Genomic DNA, 24,567 nt, shown 5'->3' with positions numbered 1-24,567 from the left:
TTTCCACATTCACTTCTCTCTTCCACATTATCTTCAACATAAATGCCTTCTCATTTCGGAGAAAATAACGCTTAAATGCTCGTTAATCCATGATTAACGAAACAACAAAAACCGAAGTGTTACATTTATTTGGGAACATTCTTACAAATTAACGCCTGGTTTTTAGCCGGATACAGAATAGTCTTATAGATTGATTAACCAGCTGAAAGTTATAAATATTACCCATTGCGGGTTAATGAATGTCTGAGAATTTAAGTTAAAATTCATACGAAAGTTTTAATTCACATTTAGTAACGTATTCTGATTTTTTAACTTAATTGTAATTTTTCGTTAGAGCCGCATGAAATCCAGGCAATATTGATTTATAGTTACAGCACATGTAATAATCGTGGCAACAGTTCTTCACCTCATCAGGTGTGTCCACCCCAACCCGTTGTGTTTATCATTTGGTTTACCGATAAAAGGGGCAGCACTATGGACGAATACTCACCAAAGCGGCACGACATTGCGCAGCTTAAGTTCCTTTGTGAGAGTCTGTATCACGATTGTCTGACCAATCTTGGTGAGAGCAATCATGGATGGGTTAATGATCCTACGTCGGCCATTAATCTTCAGTTGAATGAATTGATTGAACACATTGCTGCATCGGCGCTTAATTATAAGATTAAGTATCCAGATGAGAGCAAATTGATTGAACAAATTGATGAATACCTGGACGATACTTTTATGTTATTTAGCAATTACGGCATCAACGCACAGGACTTGCAGCGGTGGCGTAAATCAGGGAATCGCTTGTTCAGATGTTTCATCAGTGAGAGTCGCGCTAACCCAGTAAGCCACTCGTTCTAAAAATATTAAAATACTTAAGGCGAATTTATGACTACCAAGCTCACTAAGACCGATTATTTGATGCGCCTGCGGCGTTGTCAGACAATTGATACGCTGGAACGCGTAATAGAAAAAAATAAATATGAATTATCAGATAATGAACTGGCGGTATTTTATTCAGCAGCCGACCACCGTCTTGCAGAACTGACGATGAATAAACTGTATGACAAAATCCCACCTTCAGTGTGGAAATTTATTCGCTAATATAAAATTTTATTAAATAATATTTTAAATCACATTTCATCTTCGTTATTGTCTGGTTTGTCTCAGTCGATGTTGCACAGGTTTGGATTAACGCCCGTTAACCCGCCAGCGAAATACCGCAAGCACTCCTCAACGCTAACTTTGCCGCGCCGCAGTCTGCGACGTGAGATTCATCACGCTCAGGGAACGATACCCACTCTTTTCTCTCTAAATTCAGGTAGCCTTGCAGGCCACTGAAGAGGGAACCCGTGATGAGTGAAGAAAAGCGTAAAATGATTGCCGGTGAACTATACCGGCCTGGAGACGAAACCCTGCAGCTGGAGAGCCACAAAGCACGGCAGCTGCTGCATCGCTACAACCAAAGCTCTCCGGACGAACAGGCATACCGCGATGAGATCCTGGCCGAGCTGCTTGGCCAGAGCGAAGGGGCGTACATCGAACCCACTTTCCGCTGCGACTATGGCTATAACATCTACCTGGGTAAAAACTTCTACGCCAATTTCGAATGCGTCATGCTGGACCCTTGTCCTATTCGCATTGGCGACAACTGTATGCTGGCGCCCGGCGTGCATATTTATACCGCAACACACCCTCTGGATGCTGAAGCACGAAATAGCGGCGTTGAATTTGGCAAGCCGGTGACGATTGGCAATAACGTCTGGATTGGCGGGCGCGCTGTGATTAATCCCGGCGTGAATATTGGCGATAATGTCGTGGTAGGTTCAGGCTCGGTGGTCACCAAAGATATTCCGGCCAACTGCGTTGTGGCGGGTAACCCGGCCCGTATTATTAAGATGCTGTAAGGCGGCCAGATCTGTTAACTGTTATGGTTATTTTTGGCTTATCTGTTACTTTTTTGCCTGGCCCGTGGTTCTTAAAATAGTCTGGTCATGCGTACAACCGAAACAGAGAACTTAGAAGGCACACCATGTCAGAAATTCAGCGCCTGCTCACCAATACCATCGAACATCTGAATGAAACTGAAAAGCGCGATAACCGCCCGCGCTTCAGTATCAGTTTTATCCGCAAGCATCCCGGATTGTTTATCGGCATGTATATTGGCTGGTTTGCCACAATGTGGGTAATGCTGGAATCAGAAACCCTGGCGGGCTCAGTATGGCTGCTGGTCGTGCTGTTCGCGCTGATGAACGCGTTTTTCTTCTTTGACGTCAACCCTCGCTACCGCTACAGCGATATTGACGTCCTCGACCTGCGCGTTTGCTATAACGGCGAATGGTACAACACCCGCAACGTACCTGGGGCGCTGATCGATGAAATTCTTAACTCCCCGGGCGTGGATGAAGAGCAAAAATCCTTGTTGCACAAAATGCTCAGCCGCAAAGGGGAACTGTCGTTTTATGACGTCTTCTCACTCACCCGCCAACAGCCTGCGGGTGAGCGATGACCGCTAGCGACGTTTCTTCCGTCCCTGCACCGCTTTAAAACGCGGATTAGATTTGCAAATCACATACAGCCGCCCCTTACGCTTCACAATCTGGCAATCGGGGTGGCGCTGTTTTGCACTGCGAAGTGAATTCAATACCTGCATTTCTTAAGACTCCTTCCCGCCAAAGAACTTGCCAAAACGCTGCTGGAAGCGCGCCGGGCCACCTTCATTGACGAAGACTTTCTGTTTGCCGGTGTAATGAGGATGCGAAGCAGAAGAGACTTCGATCGTCACATAGGGATAAGTCACCCCATCCAGCTCAATCTCGCGGTCGGTCTTGATCGTCGAGCCCACTTTAAAATATTCATTTACGCTGGTGTCGTGAAACACCACGGTCCGGTAAAACGGATGGATATCGCGCTGCATAAAAATCATTCCGATACGTTATAACGTAACAATAAAATAAAAGATGATTGGGCAAATTGCAAGCGGGGTTTCAACGGGAAGGTAGGCCAAAAAGAAGCGGGCACCACCTGGGTGCCCGCTGTGATTAGAGTTTAAATCCGGCGACTACACGCTCAAGCTGGGTGGATTGTTCCGCCATCGAATGCGAGGCGGAAGAGACTTCCTGAACCAGCGCGGCGTTCTGCTGCGTGGTGCTATCCAGCTGATTAATCGCCAGATTCACCTGCTCAATGCCGGTGCTCTGCTCGCGGCTGGAAGACATAATTTCAGCCATCAGCGTCGTCACGTTACGCACGCCCTGAGTCAGCTCTTCCATGGTGCTGCCAGCCTGATTAACCAGCTCAGTCCCCAGATTCACATTGCTCACCGAATTTTCGATCAGCGCTTTAATTTCCCGCGCCGATTGCGCAGAGCGCTGAGCCAGGCTGCGAACCTCAGAAGCCACAACCGCAAAACCTCTGCCCTGCTCACCGGCTCGGGCTGCCTCAACAGCGGCGTTGAGCGCCAGGATATTGGTCTGGAAAGCGATGCTGTCGATCACGCTGATAATATCCACTACTTTGCCGGAAGAAGTCTGAATAGCATTCATCGTGCTGACGACCTGCTTCACTACTTCTCCCCCTTTCACCGCCACGCTGGACGCTTCGCGCGCCAGCTCGTTGGCGTGGGCGGCGTTGTCGGCATTCTGGCGAACGGTGCTGGTCAGCTCCTCCATCGAGGCCGCCGTTTGCTCAATCGAACTGGCCTGATCTTCGGTGCGGGCGGACAGATCCTGGTTGCCTGTCGCAATCTGATGAGAGGCCGAAGAAATGGCCCGGGCGCTATCCCCCACCTGCCGCAGCATGGTTTGCAGGTAACTAATCACGCCGTTAAAACTGTCGATAATGGCGTTAAACTCCGGGCTACTGGTGGGCTCAAGGCGCTGCGTGAGGTCAGCACCACCGGCGGAAAGCCGGCTGATATTACGGTTAAGATCGCCCAGGCGACGCATCATATTGCGCACAAACAGCACCAGGATCCCGAGCAAAACGATCGCCATCGGGATCTGAACCATGCCAAGGCGCAGCAGAATTGCGTCCGTTTGTTTGGTCAGCAGCGCAGTTGGCAGGTCAACCGCCAGAATCCACGGGCTGCCTTTTACCGTCTGTAAAATAACGGTGTGCGAAGTGCCGTCGTTATCGTATTCATTCTCACCGCTCTGGCTGGCATTGAAACCGGGCAGCATTGCCTGAACCGCTTTCGCCATTGGCAGCGAGCCGCTCAGCTCAGAAAGATTTTTTAAGCCCGCCGTTTTGCCAATCTGATCCGCGTTGCCGACGACTTTCCCGTCGGCTTCGATGATCAGCACCTGGCCTTTCACCGCTTCGCTCATCTGTTTGGCCAGCTGATTAAAGAAGCCCAGCGTCACGTCGATGGTTGCCACGCCCCACGGCTGGCCCTCTTTGGTAATCGCCATGGCGCAGTTAGTCCGCGGCTGCGGGCTGGCATCATCCTGGTAAGCGTTTGCCCAGGCACATTGCCCTGCCGGAGAAGCCAGCCCGGCTTTGTACCACACCTGCTCGTAGTAGTTAGGCGCGGCATCTGAGTTCCAATAGGTATTTTCTTCAAGTTTATTGCTGCCGTTGCGGGCAAAGAAAGTGCTGAACTTATTGCGCCCCGCCTCGCGTTTTTCCGGCAGAGGCCAGATGCCGCCGCCAAACACGTTCACATCCTGGTACTGATCCACCAGCGTCGGCAATAACTTATTAATATCATCGCTTTGCATCGCAGACACGGACTGGGTAATGCTGCGCATCTGCGCCTGTACCCGGTTCATCTGCTCGGTAATATTGACCGCCACGTTATCCACTTCGAAGCGAATCAGCTGGGTTTCATTGCGCTTCAGCTGCGGCGTCACAAAAAAGTGAATCACCAGCGAAGTAACCGCAATTAACAACATGAAAAACAAACATAAAGAGGTAATAAATCGGGATTGTGTAGTTTTTAGCATGATGAAGATACCTGGGGGTAGAAAGCGAAACGCTTAGCAACCTCTTCGGCATAAAACCCATAAACTTAACTGCCGCCATAACTTAACTGCTCGTTAACTATTTCTAAATGTAATTAAGCCTCAGTGAAATCCATAAGTTACCCCTATTCATTGAAATATTTTGCAATGATTAGACTTTTCTCGTTTCCGCAAATGCTTAGAACCCCACCGGGTCATACCTTAGAAGATAACAATATTGGGCGAGGTTTTTTGATTGCGGCAAGGTAAGCGCTAACGCTACCCGACCGTATCCAGAAGGACATTGCCATGATGCTGTGCCGCTGTTGTGCCGAACTCAACCCGACCGCCTTTTCTAAGACTTTATTGACCGGAGTAAACTATGAGCACCAATCCAGGCCTGGCACTGCCGATTCTTGACCTGTCCCAGCTTAACGGCAGCGAAACTGACCGTGCAGCCTTCCTCAGCCAGCTGCGCTACGCCGCGCGAGAAATTGGCTTTTTCTACCTGATCAACCACGGCATTAGCCCTGACCTGCAGCAGGCGGTCCAGGACCAGGCCCGCAGCTTCTTTGCCCTCCCCGACGATGAAAAACAGCAGGTGGCGATGATCCATTCGCCGCATTTCCGTGGCTACAACCGCGCGGCCAGCGAACTTACCCGCGGCCAGCCCGACTGGCGCGAACAGTTTGACCTCGGTGCAGAACGCCAGGCACTGCCGCCGGATGAATACGCCCCGGCGTGGCGTCGCCTGCAGGGGCCAAACCTCTGGCCGACCGCCAGGCCAGAACTCAAACCCACGCTTTTACAGTGGCAAAGCGAAATGACCGCCGTGGCGTTAAAACTGTTGCGCACCTTTGCCGAAGCCCTGAGCCTGCCGACCGATGCCTTTGACGACCTGTACGGCAACCTGCCCAACGAACACATTAAGCTGATTCGCTATCCGGGGCAGTCTGCCACGCAGAGTAGCCAGGGCGTTGGCGCTCACAAGGACTCCGGCTTCCTGAGTTTCCTGCTGCAGGACGAGAAAAAAGGCCTGCAGGTCGAAGTCTCGCCGGATAACTGGGTCGATGCCCAGCCGCTGCCGGGCAGCTTTGTGGTCAATATTGGCGAACTGCTGGAGCTGGCCACCAACGGCTATCTGCGGGCTACCGTCCACCGCGTAGTTTCTCCTCCTCAGGATGAAGAACGCCTGTCCATCGCCTTCTTCCTGGGCGCACAGCTCAACGCCGTGGTGCCGGTTTATCAGCTCCCGGAAGCGCTGGCTCGCGAAGCCCAGGGGCCAGAAAGCGACCCGCAGAACCCGCTGCTGCGCGACGTGGGCTGGAACTATCTGAAAGGCCGCCTGCGCTCACACCCTGACGTGGCGGAACGCTATTACCCGGATGTCCTTCGTAACAGCAGTGAACTGATCGCTTAATAACACACTAAAATAACAGGAAAATAATGATGAAAAAGACCGCTTTTACATTAGCTGGCGTTGCGCTGTCACTGTCTCTGGCTTTCGCGGCACAGGCCGCAGATGCGCTGCGCGTCGCGGCAGATCCGGTCCCGCATGCGGAAATCCTCGCCTTTGTGCAAAAACTCGATCCCAGCCTCAAGCTGAAGGTCGTCGAACTGAGTAACGGGGTTAACGCCAACGAACTGCTGGCGAACGGCGACGTCGATGCCAACTATTTCCAGCATGTGCCTTATTTGCGTGACCAGGAAAAAGCGCTCGGCAAGAAATTTGTCGTTGCCGCCACGGTACATATCGAACCGCTGGGCATCTACTCTCACAAATACAAAGATCTGAAATCCGTTCCGGAAGGCGCAACCATCGCGGTGCCGAACAACGTCACCAACCTCAGCCGCGCCCTTTACCTGCTCCAGGACAAAGGCCTGATCGCCCTCAAACCGGAATTTAAAGACGCCGCCACCAATCAGGCGACGCCCAAAGACATCGCCAGCAACCCGAAGAAGCTGAAAATCCTGGAAGTTGAATCCCCGCAGATTCCCCGCTCGCTGGATGACGTAGGCCTGGGCGTGATCAACGGCAACTACGCACTGGAAGCTGGACTCAGCCCGGCCAAAGACTCTCTTGGCCTTGAAAGCGCGACCCATAACCCCTACGCCAATATTCTGGTCACCAACCCGAATCTGGAAAACGATCCGCGTATCAAACAGCTGGCAAAAGACCTCGAATCCCCTCAGGTGGCCGAGTTCATTCGCAAACAGTACAACGGCTCGGTTATTCCGGTAGAGACTAAGTCATGATCGCCCTTGAGCGGCTGAGCAAAGTGTATGCCGGAGAAGGCCGACCGGCGCTGGATGACATTAACCTTGTGGTTCCGGATGGCGCGATTTACGGCATTCTGGGCCGCAGCGGCGCCGGAAAAAGTACGCTTATTCGCTGTCTCAATCTGCTGGAGCGGCCCACCTCGGGCCGCATTATCATGAATGACCGGGACATCACTACTTTTAACCAGCGCGAGCTTCGCCAGCATCGCCAGCGCACAGGCATGGTGTTCCAGCATTTCAATCTGATTCACGCCCGCAGCGTGGAAGACAACGTCGCCGTGCCTCTGGAAATCTCCGGCACGCCGCGTGAGGCTCGCCAAAAGCGTGTCGCCGAGTTGCTGAATCTTGTGGGCCTGAGCGACAAAGCCAAAGCCTTTCCGTCCCAGCTTTCCGGCGGGCAAAAACAGCGCGTTGGCATTGCCCGGGCGCTAGCCGCCCATCCGGAAATCCTGCTCTGCGATGAGGCCACCAGCGCGCTGGATCCTGACACAACCGCCTCAATTCTGGCCCTGCTGGCGGACATCAACCGCCAGCTTGGGCTGACTGTCGTGCTGATCACCCATCAGCTGGAAGTCGTCAAAGCCATCTGCGATCACGCGGCGCTGCTGGAGCACGGCCAATTAATCGAAAGCGGCCCGCTGTCTGAACGATTAGTCGACCCGTTCTCCAGGTTACGCACTTCACTGCTGCACGACGCAGAGGCCGAACGCGAGTTCTTACGCCGCCACGGCGTGGAAGGGAGAGTCTTATGCGAAGTAGCATGAGTTGGGAAGATTTGTGGCCGCTGCTGCTGGACGGCACCCTCGACACGCTTTACATGGTGGGCCTGGCCGGGCTGTTTACCGTACTGATTGGGCTGCCGCTTGGCGTCCTGCTGTTCCTGACCCGCCGGGATGCGGTATTACCTGCGCCCCGCCTGAATCAGGTACTCGGCAGCATCATTAACGTGGGGCGCTCGTTGCCGTTTATTGTCCTGCTTATTGCGCTGATCCCGCTGACCCGCATTATCGTCGGCACCACGCTCGGCAGCACCGCGGCGGTGGTGCCCATCACCATCGGCGCCTTTCCCTTCTTCGCCCGCGTGGTCGAAAGCGCGCTGGATGAGGTAGATAAAGGCCGCATTGAAGCCATTCTGTCGATGGGCGGCAACGCCTGGCACGTGGTGAGCAAAGTGCTGCTGCCCGAGGCGCTACCTGCCATTCTGGCGGGCATCACGCTCACGATAGTCATGCTGATAGGCTTTTCGTCAATGGCCGGCGTGATCGGCGGTGGCGGTCTGGGCGACCTGGCCATTCGCTACGGCTACCAGCGCTTTAACAATCAGGTCATGGTCGGGACGGTCATCATCCTGATTGTAATGGTGCATCTGGTGCAAAGCCTCGGCGACCATTTAGTTCGCCGCCTGGCGCACCGCCGCTGATCTCCCCTGATGAACGCCCGGTGCCCTGCATCGGGCTTCTCTCTGTTTCCCCCTCTCGCTGATGATCCAATCTGGATCACAAAATCACATTGTTAACGTTAACTATTGCGATTAACATCACATTTATGAACTTCACTCCCTTCTCCCGCTTAAAAGTTAACGTTAACAATACGGTCATTCAAGCACTCAGAGACTGCACACATGGCACTGACCAAACGCAATAAACACCACTATCTGATCCTGAGCGGGCTGCTGTTTACCTTTTTCTGGACCTGGTCATCGGCATTTTCACTGATAGCCCTTTGGCTAAACCAGAAAATCGGCCTGAAAGGGGCGGAAACCGGACTGATCTTCTCCATCATCGCCTTCACTGCGCTGTGTGCCCAACCGCTGTACGGCTTTATTCAGGACAAACTGGGGCTTCGTAAATCGCTGCTGTGGGCGATAGGCGTCCTGCTTCTGATAAGCGGGCCCTGGTTTATCTTCGTCTGCACGCCCTTGCTCCAGATAAATATCGTCGCAGGTGCTATCAGCGTCGGGCTTTATGTCGGGGCAACTTTCTTCGCCGGGATTGGTGCGCTGGAATCCTACACCGAGCGCGTCAGCCGCATCGTTGGCTTTGAATACGGCAAGTCACGCATGTGGGGCTCTTTAGGTTGGGCTGGCGCCACATTTTTTGCCGGGCTGCTCTTTAATCTCAATCCACAGCTGAATTTTTGGATGGGTAGCGCCTCGGCCTGCCTGTTTCTGCTGCTGCTGTGGCGCATGCGCGATATGCAGCCCAATGCCCTCAGCGAGCTGGAATACGGCAAAGCCAGCGCCCTTACGCTGGGCGATGCCTTCGGACTGCTAAAGCTTTCTCGCTTCTGGGCGCTGGTTCTTTTCGTTTGCGGCGTCAGCGTCTACAACGTTTACGATCAGCAGTTTCCGGTGTACTTCGCCTCGCTGTTTAACGACGTACAGCGCGGCAACGAAATGTTTGGTTTTCTCAACTCCTTCCAGGTCTTTCTGGAAGCGGGCGGAATGTTTCTCGCCCCAATGCTCGTCAACCGCATCGGGGCCAAACGCGGGCTGCTGCTCAGCGGTCTGATCATGGCCATACGTATTTTTGGCTCCGGCATGGCAAGCGATCCGTTGACCATCTCCTGCATGAAGCTACTGCACGCCGTTGAGCTTCCTATCCTGCTTATTTCAATGTTTAAGTACATCACCACGCAGTTCGATCAGCGGCTCTCGGCCACGCTGTATCTGGTGGGCTTCCAGTTTATAACGTCGATTTGCGCCACCGTACTTTCTCCACTGGTGGGGCGCGGCTACGACCAGCTAGGCTTCGCGGACACCTACATGATTCTGGCCGGGCTGGTTCTGGCGCTCACGCTGATTTCCGCTTTGCTGCTCAAAGACTCAGCCCCCGGTAACCAACACCCTTCTTTAAATCTGACCACCAGGTAATGCTATGACTACCCCACTGAACAAGGCGCAAGTCGCCTTAGAAATACTGCAGACAACTCGCGGCAGCGCATTTTATCCGCTGTATCATCTGGCGCCGCCCGCGGGCTGGATGAACGATCCTAACGGCCTGATTTATCACCACGGGCTTTACCACGCCTTCTATCAGCACCATCCGTTCGATGAAAACTGGGGGCCAATGCATTGGGGGCATGCCACCAGCCAGGATATGGTTCACTGGGAACATCAGCCCATTGCGCTGGCACCAGGAGATGCATGGGATCGCGATGGCTGTTTCTCCGGCAGCGCGGTGGACGATAACGGCGTGCTTTCGCTGATTTACACCGGACATATCTGGCTGGAAGGTGCGGGCAATGACAGCGCTATACGCCAGGTGCAATGTCTCGCCACCAGCGAAGATGGGGTTCACTTTAAGAAACAGGGCGTCATTCTCACCCCGCCGCCCGGCATCATGCATTTCCGCGATCCGAAAGTATGGCAACAGGATGGCAGCTGGTGGATGGTCATTGGCGCGCGGGACGAGCACGATCGAGGCAAGATATTGCTTTATCGGGGCAATTCACTTCGTGACTGGCAGCTGGATCGTATTCTCGCAGAAGCTAACGCGGATATGGGTTATATGTGGGAATGCCCGGACTTCTTCCCGCTTGGAAACAGCCAGATCATGATGTTTTCCCCGCAGGGCATCAAGGCTAAAGGCCTGGCATATCAAAACCTGTTCCAGAGCGGCTATCTGCGAGGGCGATGGCAACCGGGGGAAGATTTCACCGTTTATCAGCCGTTTGAAGAGATGGATCACGGCCACGATTTTTACGCCCCGCAGTCCTTTGTTGCCGAAGATGGCCGCCGCATCGTGCTGGGATGGATGGACATGTGGGAATCGCCCATGCCTTCCAAACGCGAAGGCTGGGCGGGTTGCCTTACCGTGCCGCGCGAGCTGTGCATTATGCCAAACGGCAAACTTTACCAGAATCCGGTTCACGAACTGGCCACGCTCCGCGCCGGGGAGCAATTAGTGTTGCCCTGCGTGCTGGACACACAAAAGCAGATGCTGCACCCGAATGCAGAAGCCGTGGAGTTAGAGATAGCCTGGGAGGCCGGGCAAAGTACGGCTGAACGCTACGGCATTCGCCTGGGACAGGGCTGTGAGCTGTTTGTCGATGCGCTGACGCGGCGTCTGGTGCTGTCACGCTGCTATCAGGCCCCGCAGTTGGACGGCAATCGCAGCGTGCCGTTATCGGAAAACGGCGATCTGCATCTGCGGATTTTTATCGATCGCTCTTCCATTGAAGTTTTTGTTAACCAGGGCGAATACTGTCTCAGCAGCCGGCTCTACCCTCAGCCAGGGGAACGTCAACTGGAGCTTTTTGCCAGCCACGGGAAAGCGTTATGCCGGGGCGGCACCCTGTGGCAATTGAACGCTTTATAGCGAAACACGCTTGACCAGCGGACATGGCAGCCGCTGGATGCCGCCGCTGGCCAACCCGTCAATTAAATGCAGTGCCGCCTGGCGACCAATCGCGTCATGCGGCAGCTGCACCGTCGTCAGAGGCGGCAGGAACAAATCCCCGAGCCCTACCTGATTATCAAATCCAAGCACAGCCACCTGCTCAGGAATTGCCACGCCCTGGGCCAACAGCGTCTGCCAGGCCACAAAAGCGATACGGTCATTACCACACACCAGCACATCGAAATCCGCTTTGCCTTGCTGGCAATGTGCCAGAACAAGTCCGGCAAGTTCAGGATAATGGCTATCGCCCCACTGCATGTGATACTGCATCACAACCTCAACGTCGAGCCCGGCTTCACGCCAGGCCTGCTCGAACCCATGCCGGCGAGCACCGCTGGCAAGCGCTTCTTCGGGCAGCCACAGACAAAGCGGACGGCGGTATCCCCGCTCAATCAGATAGCGAGTCGCCTGATACTGCCCGTTAAAATCATCCGGAATGTAACTCGGTAAATCAGCCTCGTCGCTAATACAGTTAGCCAGCACTACCCGGTGGGTATTTAATACCGCAGGGAGCTCAACGTGCCGCAGCCCCATCGTGGTAAAAATGATGCCGTCCGGCCGCTGGGCCAGGAGCTGATTCACTGCCCGCCCGGCGTCATCAGCAGAAAGGATATTGATCAGAAAACTGTTCCAGCCTCGCTCACGCGCCGTCTGCTCAATGGCCAACAGTATTTCTACAGAATAGGGTGTGGTGGCGGTGTCCAGCGCCAGAATACCGATTGTCGATGCTTTAACGCCTTTGCTTCGAATCTTCCGGGCGGAATAGTCCGGCACATACTTCAGCTCATCAATGGCCCGCTGTACCCGCTCCCGGGTCACCGGGCTAACGTGTTCAGCCTGATTAATGACCCTGGAAACGGTCATCAGCGACACGCCCGCCAGGGTTGCTACATCTTTCAGAGAAGCCATATCCAATCATTCGCGCGAGAGAAAAATCGATAGTAGCGGTTTTTACACGCTTTTTCTCGACGAGAATGCGTTTGTCTCTTTCTCACGCACCAGCACGGTGGTCAGCGCGAAAGAAAGTCCCAGCGCCAGCGCCACCCCCAGAAGGGCAAAGATAAAGTACGGGCCGATATAAGCCGGCAAGCTAAAGATACTCGACAGGATATAGCCGTACAGCCGCACGCCGAAAAATGCGATGAAGGCCGACGCAATCGAACTGGCAACCGTGGCGGCAATAAACGCTTTCTTGTAGCGGGTTAATACGCCAAACAGCGCCGGTTCGGTAATCCCCAGCAGCGCGGAGATCCCGGCAGACAGCACCACCGAGCGATCGGCTTTCGACTTGCTCTGCCGCCAGATGGCAAACGTCGCCCCGGCGATAGCCATATTGGCCATAAACATCATCGGCATCAGCATGTCATAGCCGCGATCGGTGAAATTCTGCAGCGCAATCGGCGTCATGGCATGGTGCATCCCGGTCAGAATCGCTATCGGGCGAATGGCGCCCACCACCAGCCCGGCGAAGCTCGCGGAGATCCCGAACAGCCCTTCGATAAACCAGGCCAGCCCTTTCCCCAGATAAATCCCCAGCGGGCCAATCACCACCAGCGCCACCAGCGCGGAGATGAACAGCGTCAGCGTCGGGGTGAACACCGTTTTCAGCACGTCAGGCATGATGCTGTCCACCCAGCGGTGGATATAGCTCAGCGCCAGTACCGAGAAAATAACCGGGATCACGCTGGAGGCGTAGTTAAACACCGAAACCGGGATCGCATTCAGAAAATAGAACGCATCCACCGCGCCCGCCTGATGCGCGGCCAGCGCTTTCGCCGCTTCAATCAGCGACGGGTACATGAAGCAGGCCGCCACCGCCGCCGCGAGGTATTCGTTCGTTTTGAACATTCTGGCCGCGGAGATCGCGAGGAAAAACGGCAGAAAATAAAACACGCCGCTGGCGATGAGATCGATAACGATCACCGTATCGCTTTTGGCCGAGATCAGCTTGAGCGCCACCAGCCCGGCCAGCAGGCCTTTGATCATCCCCGCCCCGGCTATCGCCGGGACAATCGGGCCAAAAACGCCGGAAACCGTGTCCATAAACAGCGACACCAGGCTCTTACGCTCTTTCTTGCCAGTAGAGCCGGCAGGTGCCTCTTTTGCGCCGCCAAGCAGCGCAGTCAGTTGCTCATACCAGCTGTTCACCTGCGGGCCGATGATTATCTGAAACTGATCGCTTTGTGTCTGCGCGCCCAGCACGCCGGGCAGTTTTTTGATCTCCGCCTGATTCACTTTATTATCATCAATTAAATCGAAACGCAGACGCGTCATGCAGTGCCAGACTTTATGAATATTATCCGTCCCGCCGACCAGACGAATAATAGAAGCAATGACGTCACGACTCCCCATGAATAACTCCCCGGTGTTGGTTTATTGCTATGTGTTGCTGCGCCGATGGTAGAGAATCGAAAAATCAAAAACAAACCAATGAAACATGACAATCGTCACAAATAGCCAAAACAAAAGAACAACAACAGCAATTGGTACGGTTTTACCGCCTTTAAAAGTCAAATAACTGACCAATAAAAAAGAGTCAAAAAAGCGTTTACCGCCGGGGAAAAATAGGGTGATAGTAATAGCCGAACTTAATTCATTGCGCTTATATCAGCCTGACGGTGGAGCTTTCTCGTGCTACCCACAATTATCGAAAATATTGAATGTTTTATTACTAAACCGGACCGGCACAACCTGGTCACGGTGCGAGTCACCACCAACAAAGCGGTAACCGGTCTTGGCTGCGCCACCTTCCAGCAGCGGCCGCTGGCGGTAAAAACCCTGGTCGATGAATACCTCAAGCCGCTGTTAATTGGCCGGGACGCCAACCACATCGAAGACCTGTGGCAGATGATGACCGTCAACGCCTACTGGCGAAACGGCCCGATCATGAACAACGCCATCGCCGGCGTGGATATGGCGCTGTGGGACATCAAAGGCCAGCTGGCGAATATGCCGCTTTACCAGCTTTTAGGCGGCAAATCGAAGGATGCCATCGCGGTCTATAGCCACGCCGCCAGTGAAACGCTTGACGGGCTTTATCAGGAAGTGGATATGCTGCTGGCGCAAGGATACCGCTACATTCGCTGCCAGCTGGGGTTCTATGGCGGCACGCCTCAGCGTATGCACCAGACCAAAGATCCCACGCCCGGCGCGTATTACGACCAGGACGAATACATGGCTAACACGGTGGAAATGTTCCGCGCATTGCGTGAGAAATACGGCCACCGCTTCCACATCCTGCACGACGTTCACGAACGGTTATTCCCCCAGCAGGCCATTCAACTGGCGAAAGCGCTGGAGCCTTACCAGCCGTGGTTTATCGAAGATATTCTGCCGCCGCAGCAAAGCGCTTGGCTGGAGCAGGTGCGCCAGCACTCCTCCGTGCCGCTGGCGATGGGCGAACTGTTCAACAACCCGGCGGAATGGCATGACCTGATCGTGAACCGCCGCATTGATTTTATTCGCTGCCACGTTTCGCAGATCGGCGGGATCACCCCGGCGCTAAAACTGGCGGTGCTCTGCCAGGCCTTTGGCGTGCGCCTCGCCTGGCACGGGCCACCGGACATGACGCCGATTGCGGTGGCGGTGAATACGCACCTGAACATTCACCTGCATAACGCGGCGATTCAGGAGTTTATTCCCGTCAAAGAGAACACCGCCGCCGTGTTTCCTGGCGCCCCGGCGGCGGAAAAAGGCTATATGTATCCGCTGGAAAAACCGGGCATTGGCGTGGGCTTTGACCCGCGACAGGCGGAACGCTTCCCGGTGGAATATCGCCCGCACGAATGGACGCAAAGCCGCCTGCCCAACGGCGCGATCCACACGCCTTAAGACGTTTTACGGCGGGCGAGATTAGCGTGGTTGAAGGGGATAACGTAGGTGCAGGAATAGTTGATATCGACGATATCGCTGATCTCAAACACCCGTCCCCCTTCCAGAATGCCGCGATTACTGATTTGCATCGCGGGCTGGCCCTTCTTGCATTCGAGCAGCTGGGCCTGTTCTTTATTGACCGCAACGGCCTGGTAGCGGGTCAGTAAATGCGAAATACGAAACCCCTTGCTCAGGACATATTGCTGTAAAGAGCTTTCTATCGCCTTCTGGTTGAGGTCGGGGAAATCTTTAGCCGGCAGGCGCGACGTTTCAATCTGTACTTTCTGGCCATCCACCAGGCGCAGGCGGCAAAACTGCCAGATAAACTCCCTGGCGCCGAGGCCAAAAACCTGCTGTTCGTCGCGGTCGGGCAGCTTTTTATGCAGGCTAATCAGCCGAAACGTAATGCGGTCGAAAGACTTTTCGGTAATCGAGTTATACACCAGCGGACTGCTGCGGGCCTGCTCGTTAATCCAGATCCCGGATCCTTGAATAATGGAAACCACGCCAATGCTGACCAGTTTTTCCAGCGCCTGTCGGATGGTAAAGCGTGAAACCCCATATTCTTCGGCCAGCTGCCGCTCAGGCGGCAATTTGCGCGGGCCAGGTTCGCTGTGCTGATAAATTTTGCTCAGTAAATCCTGGGTCACAAAGTCTTTCTTTTTCATCGCGGGCTCCTAACCTTTGCGCTGAAACATAACATTCCTGCGCCCTGTGAACTATGCTGGCAGGTAAATTATCCCTGACATTTACCCCCTTACGCCGGAACCCACTTATGACAAGCCAAAAAAGGGTCACCCTCGTCAATGGCGTACTGATCGTGGCAGTGCTGCTGCCCATCTTGCTTAGCATTTATCTGGCCCACAACAAAGCCGAGAAAAACTTCCACAACGAGCTTGAAAATTACGCCGATCGTGGGATGGTCCGCAGCGACAAAGTTATTAGCCAGGCCAACATGGCGCTCAGGCAAATCAACGCTTTTCGCGGCCAGCACTGCTCTGCCAGCCACCTGGATGCCATGCGCCGCGTCGCTTTTGATTATCTCTACATCCAGGAAGTCGTCTATCTCGTCGGCGATCGGGCCGTATGCTCTTCCCTTGAAGCAGCACACCATGGCATTAAGCTTGGCCCACCCGATACGCAAAGCACACGGGGCTTCTTCGCCTGGTACACCGACGTCACCGATCTGGGTTTCCAGCGCCCAATGATCTACATCGGTAACCAGGATCATGTGGTGGTTATCGATCCGCAGGCCTTCATTGACGTCATTCCTCTTGGCAATACGCCGGTCAACGTTGCGCTGGTTGGCCTGGCGCGTAATCGACTGATTGCCAGTAACGCCGTGTTGCCCAACAACAGCTGGGAAAGTCAGGTAGCAAAGGGCGTGACAACTTACTCCGACGGGAAAAACGACTATGTCATTCTCCGCTCTCCGGCGTCCGGGCTGGCCCTGATAACCTGGGCGTCCAGCGCCCCGCTGCAAACGGCCTGGTATAAGCAACTGGTCATCTGGCTGCCAATAGGTATTCTCGTTAGCCTTAGCGCAGGCTGGTTCATCACTCGCCTGTTGCGCCGCCTTGAATCCCCGCAGGCGCGTATTCAGGACGCCATCAGAGGCCGGGAATTTAGCCTCGAATATCAGCCCATCGTTGATTTAAAAACCGGTGAAGGCGTAGGTGCAGAAGCGCTGCTTCGCTGGCGCTTACCGGACGGGAGTTTCATCAGCCCGGACATCTTCATTCCCATTGCTGAGCAGACCGGGCTTATTTCGCAGATCACCGAGCTGGTGATTAAAAAGACTTTCGCCGATCTCGGGGACTGGCTGCACGCCCACCCTCAGCACCATATTTCAATCAATCTCTCCCCGAGCGACGTGCTTAACGACAGGGTGCTGCTGGCCATCAGGCCGCTGCTGCTGAAGTATCAGGTCAAAGCGGAACAAATAGCGCTGGAGATTACCGAGCGAGGCTTTGCCAACCCTAAGGTGAGCGCCCCGATTGTGGCGAAATACCGCGAGGCGGGTCATCCTATCTATCTGGATGACTTTGGCACCGGCTATTCCAGCCTCAGCTACCTGCAGGATCTCGACGTCGATATCCTGAAAATAGACAAATCGTTCGTTGACGCGCTGGAGTACAAAAACGTCACGCCGTACATCATTGAAATGGCGAAAACGCTTCATCTGGCGACGCTCGCCGAAGGGATTGAAACGGCGGCGCAGGCGGCGTGGCTGCGGGAACACGGCGTCGCCTGGGGGCAGGGCTGGCTTTACAGCAAAGCCCTGCCGAAACAGGCGTTTATCGACTGGATTGCCCGCAACCGCATTGTGAACTGATCACTTCCGCAACAGCTGCTGGAGGCGCTGTTGCTGGCGTTTTTCCAGCCAGCCCTTCAGCAGGAACAGGCGCAGGCCGCCCATCACCAGCAGCGCGCCCCAAATCAGCGTTGCCCACTGGAACCAATAGTGGCCCGGCGAAGTCAGCCAGTTAATAACGGCCAGCCCGGTACACACAATCGCCCACACCAGCACGGAACGGTAGAAGCGGTACTCGCGCGCCACGCGGCGCTTAGCTTCAAGAATGCGCGTATTGAGCGCGTCCTCTGGTTCAGCGTCCGGCTCAATGCCGTCGTACAAATCCGTTACCTTGAGATCGAACGCCGCCGCAATCGCGCTCATGGTTTCCAGGCTTGCCTGGCCGCCATTTTCAATACGCTGAATAGTTCTGACGCTCAGGGAAGAGAGTTCGGCCAGCTGCTCCTGGGACCAGGCGCGGGACAAACGCAATGCTTTAATGTTGTTACTCATGGCTGGAGATCCTCAAATGATTTAACCCGCCCTGACTATGGCTCAGCCCGCGCCACTTCAACACGACAGCGACACGACATCAACCCGACAGCAACCTGACAGCCCTAATGTGCCGCTTTTCGCCGGGCAAAAGCAAAGCAGATAATCGGCAGAGGCAAAGTGAACAGCAGCAGCAGCCATACCAAAGTATAAACCGCATCCACGCCGTCGTTTTGCAGATTGGTATACAGCTTGACGGGGATCCCCTGAGGGAAATAGGCAAAAATCATCACGATGCCAAATTCACCGATGGCCCGAACCCAGGCCACGGCAAGCGCCGACGCAAGTCCCGGCGCGGACATCGGCAAAGCAAGGCGCAGGAATCGCTGCCACGGCGAGGCCCCGAGCGTGCGCCCGGCTTCAAGGATCTCTTTCGGCACCGCGGCAAACGCGGAGCGGGCGGCGGTAATAAAGTAAGGCAGTGCGCCGTAAACCTGAGCCAGCACGAAAGCTCCGGGGTTATTCACCAGCGTCAGCCCGAAGCGGGACAGCCACTCCCCCGCCAGGCTATACGGCCCCCAGGCGGAAATCAGCAAAATCCCCATCGCCAGCGGCGGCGTAAGCAGGGGAAGCAACACCAGGATCTCAACCAGCAGTCGACGCCGGCCTTTGGCCCAGGCCAGCCACCATGCCACCGGCAGCCCCAGCGCGACAACAATCATCAGCGCCAGGCCGCCCAGCCCAAGGGAAACGGCAATCGCGCCACCGTCTCCCCAGGCCAAATGAAACCCGCGCCACGGCGTGACGCCCAGCAAAGTCGCAAACGGAATCGCCAGCAGAAGTAACGCCGGGAGCGACAGCCACAGCGCCGGGCTACGCATCATTGCGCGTAAATCGCCTGGCCTTTAGGTGCCGCATAGCCATTCGCTTTAAACAGCTTCTGGCCTTCGGCGCTGCGCATAAAGTCGATAAACTTCTGCCCCTGCGGCACGCCGTTCGGCGCATTTTTCAGCACGGCAGCGTAATAGACCAGCGGCTGGGTATGCAGCACCCGATCTTTCCCGGCGCTGTCCTTGATGGTGAAGCTCACGGTGTCGTACCACTGTTTGGCTTCATCAGGGTTGCTGAGGTTTATCTCATCCGGCAGCGCGATGTACGGCAGTTTGGCGGAAATCACTTCGCTTTCGTACCCGGCGGCGGCGTCAACCTGCCCGCTCTCCAGCCGCGTCAGCAGGCCACCTTCCAGGCTAACCTGGGCAGGGTTTTGTACTTCCCCCATCACCTGCTTCGCCACGCCCGGCTGCTGGTAATATTTTTCCGCCAGCAGCAGCGTAAAGACAATATTCTGCCCTTTAGGATCGTTATACGGATCGGTACGGCCAAACTTCAGCCCCGGCGTCGCCAGCACTTTCAGCCAGCTGGCGTCTTTTCCGTTCGCGGCGGCAAACTGCGGCGCGTATTTTCCTTTCGGGCTATAGGCGATAACCATGCTGGTGCTGGCCACCGGCACGGCATCGTCAATCAGCCCGGCATCTTTCAGGATTTGCATAGGGCCAGGGGTGATGGAGACAAACACGTCGGCGGTAATTTTCTTGCTGGCAAGCAGCCGCGCCATTCCGTAAGCGCCTTGCCCCTGCCCCTGGTAATCACCGTGGTTTTCTTTCGCGAAGGCCGGGCCGAGGGACTGGTCCATGACCTTGCCCATCGAACCTGCATAGGTGACGCGAATATCGGCAGAAGCCAGCGCCGAAGCGCTGAAAAGAAGTGAGCACAGCGCCAGGGCGCCCGCGCTGCGTGCTGAAGTCAAAGCCATAGCATCCTCGTTATATATTAAAGTACACAGCGATTATCCGCGCCGCTTCGCCGCTAAACAACGAGTTTGTATGATGAATTTATCTACGGTTGAAGTTAAGGGTTACTCCCTCGGGGTTATTTCACGCCCAGCCGCTTCGCCAGTCGGTGAAGATTGGCCACGTCGACGCCAAGCTGCCGGGCGCTGGCCGCCCAGTTATTGCCGTGGCGGGCAAGCGCTTCCACGATCCTGCCGCGCTGAAACGCATCGGTCGCTTCACGCAGGCTGACTGAAGACAGCGTTGCAGGTGCGGTTTCAGGCTCGTGGACGACAACATCCAGCTGGCCAGCAAGCTGGAAATGTTGAGGCTGAAGTATAATCTCGCCCTGCTGAGCGCCCGCCCGGGCCAGCACAATCGCGCGATAAATAGCATGTTCCAGCTCGCGGATATTTCCCGGCCAGCCATACTGCGCCAAAAGCATCCGGGTTGATTCGCTCAGCCCAACCTGCTTCAGCCCCATCTTCACGCGGCTTTGCTCGCAGAAAAAGCCGGCCAGCAGCGCAATGTCCTCTCCCCGCTCGCGTAGAGGCGGAACGTGCAGCGGAAAGACGCTCAGGCGGTGAAACAGGTCGGCACGGAACTCGCCGGCCAGTACCCGCTGGCGCAGATCGCGGTTAGTCGCGGCCAATACCCGAACATCCACGCGCTGGCTGCGGTCGTCCCCCACTCGCTGTATATCGCCGTACTGCAGCACGCGCAGCAGCTTGGCCTGCAGCGCCAGCGGCAGTTCACCGATTTCATCGAGAAACAGCGTGCCGTTATCCGCCATTTCAAACTTGCCGGTGCGGTGATGAATCGCCCCGGTAAATGCGCCCTTCACATGGCCGAACAGCTCACTCTCCGCCACGCTTTCCGGCAGCGCGGCGCAGTTAAGGTAGACCAGCGGACTTGCCGCCCTGGCCGATCCGGCATGAATTGCCCGCGCCACCAGCTCTTTCCCCACGCCCGTCTCGCCGGTGATCAGCACGTTCAGATCGGAACTGGCAACGATATCAATCTCTTTTTTCAGCTGGATGATGCCCGGCGAGCGGCCAATCATCTCTCCGGCAGCCTCTCGCGCAATAGCCGGCTGCACCGTGCCTTCCGGCATTTGCTTTTCCAGCTGTTCCAGCAGCAAAGCATTGTTCAGCGCCCCGGACGCCAGCACGCCAATCAGCCTGAGTTCCTCATCGCTGAAGCCGTCAAACTGATGAGGATCCATGCCGTCCACGGTCAGCGCCCCGATAAGCGTCTGGTCGGCAAACAGCGGCAGCCCCAGGCAGGCGTGAACCTTAAGCTCTTCATGATCCGGAATCAGGCCGTCATAAGGATCGGGCAGCTCGCTGTCGGCCGGGAAACGCACCACGTCCCCCGCGCGGGCAATGGCCTCCAGCCTCGGATGAGCGTCCACGGCAAAGCGCCGCCCCAGTACGTCGATGGCAAGGCCGTCTATCGCCAGCGGATAAAAATGCCGCGACTCGTAGCGCAGCAGCGCCGTGGCATCGCCGCCGAGCAGCTTTCTCAGGGTACGGATAACGCGGGTAAAGCGATCGGAATGGCTGATGCCGCTCTGCAGTTCGATGGCAATGGCGGCGAGAGAAGACATCGACAGGCTCATAGGGAGGCTCCTGGAACGCGAGGCGTTCAGCTTACGCCTGAGTCGTCAAAATGACAAACATCAGAGTCATTATGACCAAAAACAACAATGTCATTATGACAATAAAAAAGAACAAAAAAAACAACAAACAATTAAAAATCAATAAATTACAAAACTGGCACGATACTCGCAATTACACCGTCATTGAAGCACTTAACGCTATGACATCAATGAGGTTCTCAATGGCTATTCAGGTTAAAAACAACATACAGTGGGTTGGACAACGTGACTGGGAAGTGCGTGATTTTCACGGCACGGAATATAAAACACTGCGCGGGAGCAGCTACAACAGCTACCTCATTCGCGAAGAAAAAACCGTCCTGATCGACACCGTCGACCACAAGTTCAGCCGCGAGTTTGTACAAAACCTTGAACGTGAAATCGACCTTAACACGCTCGACTACATCATTATCAACCACGCGGAAGAAGACCACGCGGGGGCGCTGACCGAGCTGATGTCACGCATCCCGCACACGCCAATCTACTGCACCGCCAACGGCATCGACTCCATTAATGGTCACCACCATCATCCGGAGTGGAACTTTAAGGTGGTGAAAACCGGCGACAGCCTGGACATCGGCAATGGCAAACAGCTGATCTTCGTTGAAACGCCAATGCTGCACTGGCCGGACAGCATGATGACCTACCTGACCGGCGACGCGGTGCTGTTCAGCAACGACGCCTTCGGCCAGCATTACTGCGACGAGCATCTGTTTAACGACGAAGTGGATCAAACCGAGCTGTTCGAACAGTGCCAGCGTTACTACGCCAACATCCTGACGCCGTTCAGCCGCCTGGTAACGCCGAAAATTACCGAAATCCTTGGCTTCAACCTGCCGGTGGAGATGATTGCCACCTCCCACGGCGTGGTCTGGCGCGACAACCCAACGCAAATCGTTGAGCTGTACCTGAAATGGGCCGCCGATTACCAGGAAGACCGCATCACGCTGTTCTACGACACCATGTCGAACAACACCCGCATGATGGCTGACGCCATTGCCCAGGGCATTCATGAAGTTGACCCGCGCGTGGCGGTGAAAATCTTCAACGTGGCGCGCAGCGATAAAAACGAAATTCTGACCAACGTTTTCCGCTCCAAAGGCGTGCTGGTCGGCACCTCTACCATGAACAACGTGATGATGCCGAAAATCGCCGGGCTGGTGGAAGAGATAACCGGGCTGCGCTTCCGCAACAAACGCGCCAGCGCCTTCGGCTCCCACGGCTGGAGCGGCGGCGCGGTCGATCGCCTTTCCACCCGCCTGCAAGACGCCGGGTTTGAAATGTCCCTCAGCCTGAAGGCCAAATGGCGCCCGGACGGCAACGCCCTGGAACTTTGCCGCGAACACGGTCGCGAAATTGCCCGCCAGTGGGCGCTCTCCCCGCTGCCGGTGGCTCAGGCTTCAATCACCGTCGCTCCGCTAGCCGAAGAAGCAAAAGCCGAATCCACCGGTGCCGACCTCGGCCCCCGCATGCAGTGCAGCGTTTGCCAGTGGATCTACGATCCGGCCCAGGGCGAACCGATGCAGGCCGTTGAGCCCGGCACGCCGTGGAGCGAAGTGCCAGACAGCTTCCTGTGCCCTGAATGTTCGCTGGGCAAAGACGTCTTCGACGAACTGGCAACGGAGGCCAAATGAACAACGGCATTGTGATAGTCGGCTCGGGCTTTGCCGCCCGCCAGCTGGTGAAAAATATCCGCAAACACAGCGCTGAGGTGCCCATCCGGCTGATTGCCGCCGACAGCGCCGACGAGTACAACAAACCGGACCTGAGCCACGTCATCAGCTTAAACCAGCAGGCCGAAGCGATGACCCGCCAGCAGGCTGGTGCGTTTGCGGAGCAGTTCAACCTGACGCTGCACGCCAATAGCTGGGTCAGCAGCCTCGACGCCAAAAACAAACGGGTCAACTGCGGCGAACGGCAATGGCACTATGACAAACTGGTGCTGGCGACCGGCTCTTCCGCTCTGTTGCCACCTGTTTGCGGCAAAGAGCTGATGACGACGCTCAACAGCCAGCAGGAGTATCAGGCCTGCGAAACCCGGCTGCGCGACGCCCGGCGGGTGATGATCCTCGGCGGCGGGCTGATCGGCAGCGAGCTGGCGATGGACTTCTGCCGCGCGGGCAAAGAGGTTGTGCTGGTGGATAACGCCAGCCACCTGATGGCGTCGCTGCTGCCGGCGGAGGTTAGCGGCCGCCTGCAGTCCCGCCTGAACCAGATGGGCGTCGAGCTGCTGTTCAACCAGCGTCTGGAAGCGGTGAGCCAGGCGGAGTCAGGGCTATGCGCCACGCTCAACAACGGACGTGAGCTGCACGTTGATGCGGTAGTCTCTGCCATTGGCCTGCGCCCGAACGTTGGGCTGGCTCAGCACGCAGGGCTTGAGGTTAATCGAGGCATTAAGGTGAACAGCCAGCTGCAAACTTCCGATCCGGATATTTACGCCCTTGGCGACTGCGCGGAAATCGACGGTAAAGTGCTGCCGTTCCTGCAGCCGATTCAGCTCAGCGCCATGACGCTGGCGAAAAACCTGCTCGGGGCGAGCGATGCACTTTCCCTTCCGGCGATGCTGGTCAAGGTGAAAACGCCGGAGATGCCGCTGCACCTGGCCGGAGAAACCCAGCGCCGCGACCTGATCTGGCAGATTAGCGCCGGTCCGCAAGGGCTGATTGCCAAAGGAATGGACGCCGCGCAGCAGCTAAGGGCGTTTATCGTCAGCGAGGATCATATGAAGCAGGCGTTTAGTTTGGTGCGGGAGCTGCAGTTAGGCTGAAGGGCAATGAGCGTAGGGAGCCATTTTTCCCCTCACCCCGAC

At 55.7% G+C, this 24,567-nt stretch carries 24 protein-coding genes; 14 read left to right on the top strand and 10 right to left on the bottom strand.

All coding sequences use genetic code 11. The features are described 5' to 3' along the window. Positions 1 to 474 precede the first annotated feature (474 nt). The 4 genes from tomB to F3J29_RS00810 all read left to right on the top strand — a co-directional run bounded on the left by tomB (position 475) and on the right by F3J29_RS00810 (position 2,497). The gene (gene tomB, locus F3J29_RS00825; RefSeq protein WP_008460297.1) at positions 475 to 849 is read left to right on the top strand and encodes an Hha toxicity modulator TomB; all 375 of its coding nucleotides are present in this window, start codon (positions 475 to 477) and stop codon (positions 847 to 849) included. 27 nt (positions 850 to 876) lie between these two features. Further along, complete coding sequence (hha, locus tag F3J29_RS00820; protein ID WP_008460299.1) at positions 877 to 1,092, top strand: hemolysin expression-modulating protein Hha; 216 nt, start codon at positions 877 to 879, stop codon at positions 1,090 to 1,092. A 251-nt stretch (positions 1,093 to 1,343) separates the two neighbouring features. Next, the gene (maa, locus tag F3J29_RS00815; protein WP_166862266.1) at positions 1,344 to 1,895 is read left to right on the top strand and encodes a maltose O-acetyltransferase; all 552 of its coding nucleotides are present in this window, start codon (positions 1,344 to 1,346) and stop codon (positions 1,893 to 1,895) included. A gap of 125 nt (positions 1,896 to 2,020) precedes the next feature. Beyond that, a complete protein-coding gene (locus F3J29_RS00810) occupies positions 2,021 to 2,497 on the top strand; it encodes a YlaC family protein (protein ID WP_166862264.1) in 477 nt (158 codons plus the stop codon). Positions 2,498 to 2,500: 3 nt separating this feature from the next. On the opposite strand, the gene ykgO is transcribed toward F3J29_RS00810, so the two are convergent. From ykgO to F3J29_RS00795, 3 genes are all read right to left on the bottom strand, one after another. Next, a complete protein-coding gene (ykgO, locus tag F3J29_RS00805) occupies positions 2,501 to 2,641 on the bottom strand; it encodes a type B 50S ribosomal protein L36 (RefSeq protein ID WP_003859006.1) in 141 nt (46 codons plus the stop codon). Between the two features lie 3 nt (positions 2,642 to 2,644). Next, complete coding sequence (locus F3J29_RS00800) at positions 2,645 to 2,905, bottom strand: type B 50S ribosomal protein L31 (protein ID WP_008460319.1); 261 nt, start codon at positions 2,903 to 2,905, stop codon at positions 2,645 to 2,647. A gap of 124 nt (positions 2,906 to 3,029) precedes the next feature. Beyond that, positions 3,030 to 4,934, bottom strand: a complete 1,905-nt coding sequence (locus F3J29_RS00795; protein WP_166862262.1) for a methyl-accepting chemotaxis protein — start codon at positions 4,932 to 4,934, stop codon at positions 3,030 to 3,032. 379 nt (positions 4,935 to 5,313) lie between these two features. On the opposite strand from F3J29_RS00795, the gene F3J29_RS00790 reads away from it, so the two are divergent. The 6 genes from F3J29_RS00790 (at position 5,314) to F3J29_RS00765 (ending at position 11,530) form a co-directional block, all read left to right on the top strand. Further along, complete coding sequence (locus tag F3J29_RS00790; protein ID WP_166862260.1) at positions 5,314 to 6,351, top strand: isopenicillin N synthase family dioxygenase; 1,038 nt, start codon at positions 5,314 to 5,316, stop codon at positions 6,349 to 6,351. Positions 6,352 to 6,380: 29 nt separating this feature from the next. Further along, the gene (locus tag F3J29_RS00785) at positions 6,381 to 7,187 is read left to right on the top strand and encodes a MetQ/NlpA family ABC transporter substrate-binding protein (protein ID WP_166864841.1); all 807 of its coding nucleotides are present in this window, start codon (positions 6,381 to 6,383) and stop codon (positions 7,185 to 7,187) included. Continuing rightward, positions 7,184 to 7,975 carry a methionine ABC transporter ATP-binding protein gene (locus tag F3J29_RS00780; RefSeq protein ID WP_166862258.1) on the top strand — a complete coding sequence of 264 codons (792 nt, stop codon included), beginning with the start codon at positions 7,184 to 7,186 and terminating at the stop codon, positions 7,973 to 7,975. The genes F3J29_RS00785 and F3J29_RS00780 overlap by 4 nt, the downstream gene beginning before the upstream one ends. Then, the gene (locus F3J29_RS00775) at positions 7,972 to 8,631 is read left to right on the top strand and encodes a methionine ABC transporter permease (protein WP_166864839.1); all 660 of its coding nucleotides are present in this window, start codon (positions 7,972 to 7,974) and stop codon (positions 8,629 to 8,631) included. The genes F3J29_RS00780 and F3J29_RS00775 overlap by 4 nt, the downstream gene beginning before the upstream one ends. Positions 8,632 to 8,832: 201 nt before the next feature. After that, positions 8,833 to 10,083, top strand: coding sequence for an oligosaccharide MFS transporter (locus F3J29_RS00770; protein ID WP_166862255.1), 1,251 nt, complete (start codon positions 8,833 to 8,835; stop codon positions 10,081 to 10,083). A gap of 4 nt (positions 10,084 to 10,087) precedes the next feature. Continuing rightward, positions 10,088 to 11,530, top strand: coding sequence for a glycoside hydrolase family 32 protein (locus tag F3J29_RS00765; RefSeq protein ID WP_166862253.1), 1,443 nt, complete (start codon positions 10,088 to 10,090; stop codon positions 11,528 to 11,530). Here the strand turns inward: F3J29_RS00765 and F3J29_RS00760 are convergent. Together F3J29_RS00760 and F3J29_RS00755 are read right to left on the bottom strand one after the other, a co-directional pair. After that, the gene (locus tag F3J29_RS00760) at positions 11,525 to 12,520 is read right to left on the bottom strand and encodes a LacI family DNA-binding transcriptional regulator (protein WP_166862251.1); all 996 of its coding nucleotides are present in this window, start codon (positions 12,518 to 12,520) and stop codon (positions 11,525 to 11,527) included. The genes F3J29_RS00765 and F3J29_RS00760 overlap by 6 nt on opposite strands. Before the next feature lie 42 nt (positions 12,521 to 12,562). Next, positions 12,563 to 13,963: a PTS transporter subunit EIIC gene (locus tag F3J29_RS00755; RefSeq protein WP_166862249.1), complete on the bottom strand. Its 1,401-nt coding sequence runs from the start codon at positions 13,961 to 13,963 to the stop codon at positions 12,563 to 12,565. A 279-nt stretch (positions 13,964 to 14,242) separates the two neighbouring features. On the opposite strand from F3J29_RS00755, the gene F3J29_RS00750 reads away from it, so the two are divergent. Then, complete coding sequence (locus F3J29_RS00750; protein WP_166862248.1) at positions 14,243 to 15,442, top strand: enolase C-terminal domain-like protein; 1,200 nt, start codon at positions 14,243 to 14,245, stop codon at positions 15,440 to 15,442. Here F3J29_RS00750 and F3J29_RS00745 read toward each other — a convergent pair. Then, positions 15,439 to 16,152 (bottom strand): GntR family transcriptional regulator, encoded by a 714-nt coding sequence (locus tag F3J29_RS00745; protein WP_166862246.1) that lies wholly within the window; start codon positions 16,150 to 16,152, stop codon positions 15,439 to 15,441. The genes F3J29_RS00750 and F3J29_RS00745 overlap by 4 nt on opposite strands. 107 nt (positions 16,153 to 16,259) lie before the next feature. On the opposite strand from F3J29_RS00745, the gene pdeB reads away from it, so the two are divergent. After that, on the top strand, positions 16,260 to 17,819 hold the full coding sequence (pdeB, locus tag F3J29_RS00740; RefSeq protein WP_166862244.1) for a cyclic di-3',5'-guanosine monophosphate phosphodiesterase PdeB: 1,560 nt from the start codon (positions 16,260 to 16,262) through the stop codon (positions 17,817 to 17,819). Here pdeB and F3J29_RS00735 read toward each other — a convergent pair whose 3' ends face one another. From F3J29_RS00735 to norR, 4 genes are all read right to left on the bottom strand, one after another. Then, entirely contained in the window at positions 17,820 to 18,290 is a 471-nt protein-coding gene (locus F3J29_RS00735) for a 2TM domain-containing protein (RefSeq protein WP_166862242.1), read from the bottom strand. 104 nt (positions 18,291 to 18,394) lie between these two features. After that, positions 18,395 to 19,153 carry a molybdate ABC transporter permease subunit gene (locus F3J29_RS00730; RefSeq protein WP_166862240.1) on the bottom strand — a complete coding sequence of 253 codons (759 nt, stop codon included), beginning with the start codon at positions 19,151 to 19,153 and terminating at the stop codon, positions 18,395 to 18,397. After that, the gene (locus tag F3J29_RS00725; RefSeq protein WP_286175103.1) at positions 19,150 to 20,082 is read right to left on the bottom strand and encodes an extracellular solute-binding protein; all 933 of its coding nucleotides are present in this window, start codon (positions 20,080 to 20,082) and stop codon (positions 19,150 to 19,152) included. Before F3J29_RS00725 ends, F3J29_RS00730 begins: the two co-directional genes overlap by 4 nt. Before the next feature lie 116 nt (positions 20,083 to 20,198). Continuing rightward, positions 20,199 to 21,719 carry a nitric oxide reductase transcriptional regulator NorR gene (gene norR, locus F3J29_RS00720; protein WP_166862238.1) on the bottom strand — a complete coding sequence of 507 codons (1,521 nt, stop codon included), beginning with the start codon at positions 21,717 to 21,719 and terminating at the stop codon, positions 20,199 to 20,201. 221 nt (positions 21,720 to 21,940) lie between these two features. On the opposite strand from norR, the gene norV reads away from it, so the two are divergent. After that, positions 21,941 to 23,392, top strand: a complete 1,452-nt coding sequence (gene norV, locus F3J29_RS00715; protein ID WP_008460343.1) for an anaerobic nitric oxide reductase flavorubredoxin — start codon at positions 21,941 to 21,943, stop codon at positions 23,390 to 23,392. Then, the gene (gene norW, locus F3J29_RS00710; RefSeq protein WP_166862236.1) at positions 23,389 to 24,525 is read left to right on the top strand and encodes an NADH:flavorubredoxin reductase NorW; all 1,137 of its coding nucleotides are present in this window, start codon (positions 23,389 to 23,391) and stop codon (positions 24,523 to 24,525) included. Before norV ends, norW begins: the two co-directional genes overlap by 4 nt. Positions 24,526 to 24,567: the final 42 nt, after the last annotated feature.

The organism is Enterobacter sp. Cy-643 (genome assembly GCF_011752815.1).
In the GTDB taxonomy this organism is placed as follows: domain Bacteria; phylum Pseudomonadota; class Gammaproteobacteria; order Enterobacterales; family Enterobacteriaceae; genus Cedecea.
The sequence above is the reverse complement of the archived record's forward strand: the minus strand, read 5'-3'. Positions and strand labels throughout refer to the sequence as shown.

Coding starts and splice junctions, on each gene's coding strand:
- F3J29_RS00760 (WP_166862251.1), bottom strand. CDS start 12,520: ATGGCTTCTCTGAAAGATGTAGCAACCCTGGCGGGCGTGTCGCTGATG.
- F3J29_RS00810 (WP_166862264.1), top strand. CDS start 2,021: ATGTCAGAAATTCAGCGCCTGCTCACCAATACCATCGAACATCTGAAT.
- norW (WP_166862236.1), top strand. CDS start 23,389: ATGAACAACGGCATTGTGATAGTCGGCTCGGGCTTTGCCGCCCGCCAG.
- F3J29_RS00770 (WP_166862255.1), top strand. CDS start 8,833: ATGGCACTGACCAAACGCAATAAACACCACTATCTGATCCTGAGCGGG.
- tomB (WP_008460297.1), top strand. CDS start 475: ATGGACGAATACTCACCAAAGCGGCACGACATTGCGCAGCTTAAGTTC.
- F3J29_RS00785 (WP_166864841.1), top strand. CDS start 6,381: ATGAAAAAGACCGCTTTTACATTAGCTGGCGTTGCGCTGTCACTGTCT.
- F3J29_RS00775 (WP_166864839.1), top strand. CDS start 7,972: ATGAGTTGGGAAGATTTGTGGCCGCTGCTGCTGGACGGCACCCTCGAC.
- maa (WP_166862266.1), top strand. CDS start 1,344: ATGAGTGAAGAAAAGCGTAAAATGATTGCCGGTGAACTATACCGGCCT.
- pdeB (WP_166862244.1), top strand. CDS start 16,260: ATGACAAGCCAAAAAAGGGTCACCCTCGTCAATGGCGTACTGATCGTG.
- F3J29_RS00795 (WP_166862262.1), bottom strand. CDS start 4,934: ATGCTAAAAACTACACAATCCCGATTTATTACCTCTTTATGTTTGTTT.
- hha (WP_008460299.1), top strand. CDS start 877: ATGACTACCAAGCTCACTAAGACCGATTATTTGATGCGCCTGCGGCGT.
- F3J29_RS00745 (WP_166862246.1), bottom strand. CDS start 16,152: ATGAAAAAGAAAGACTTTGTGACCCAGGATTTACTGAGCAAAATTTAT.
- F3J29_RS00755 (WP_166862249.1), bottom strand. CDS start 13,963: ATGGGGAGTCGTGACGTCATTGCTTCTATTATTCGTCTGGTCGGCGGG.
- F3J29_RS00790 (WP_166862260.1), top strand. CDS start 5,314: ATGAGCACCAATCCAGGCCTGGCACTGCCGATTCTTGACCTGTCCCAG.
- F3J29_RS00800 (WP_008460319.1), bottom strand. CDS start 2,905: ATGCAGCGCGATATCCATCCGTTTTACCGGACCGTGGTGTTTCACGAC.
- norR (WP_166862238.1), bottom strand. CDS start 21,719: ATGAGCCTGTCGATGTCTTCTCTCGCCGCCATTGCCATCGAACTGCAG.
- F3J29_RS00735 (WP_166862242.1), bottom strand. CDS start 18,290: ATGAGTAACAACATTAAAGCATTGCGTTTGTCCCGCGCCTGGTCCCAG.
- ykgO (WP_003859006.1), bottom strand. CDS start 2,641: ATGCAGGTATTGAATTCACTTCGCAGTGCAAAACAGCGCCACCCCGAT.
- norV (WP_008460343.1), top strand. CDS start 21,941: ATGGCTATTCAGGTTAAAAACAACATACAGTGGGTTGGACAACGTGAC.
- F3J29_RS00780 (WP_166862258.1), top strand. CDS start 7,184: ATGATCGCCCTTGAGCGGCTGAGCAAAGTGTATGCCGGAGAAGGCCGA.
- F3J29_RS00730 (WP_166862240.1), bottom strand. CDS start 19,153: ATGATGCGTAGCCCGGCGCTGTGGCTGTCGCTCCCGGCGTTACTTCTG.
- F3J29_RS00765 (WP_166862253.1), top strand. CDS start 10,088: ATGACTACCCCACTGAACAAGGCGCAAGTCGCCTTAGAAATACTGCAG.
- F3J29_RS00725 (WP_286175103.1), bottom strand. CDS start 20,082: ATGGCTTTGACTTCAGCACGCAGCGCGGGCGCCCTGGCGCTGTGCTCA.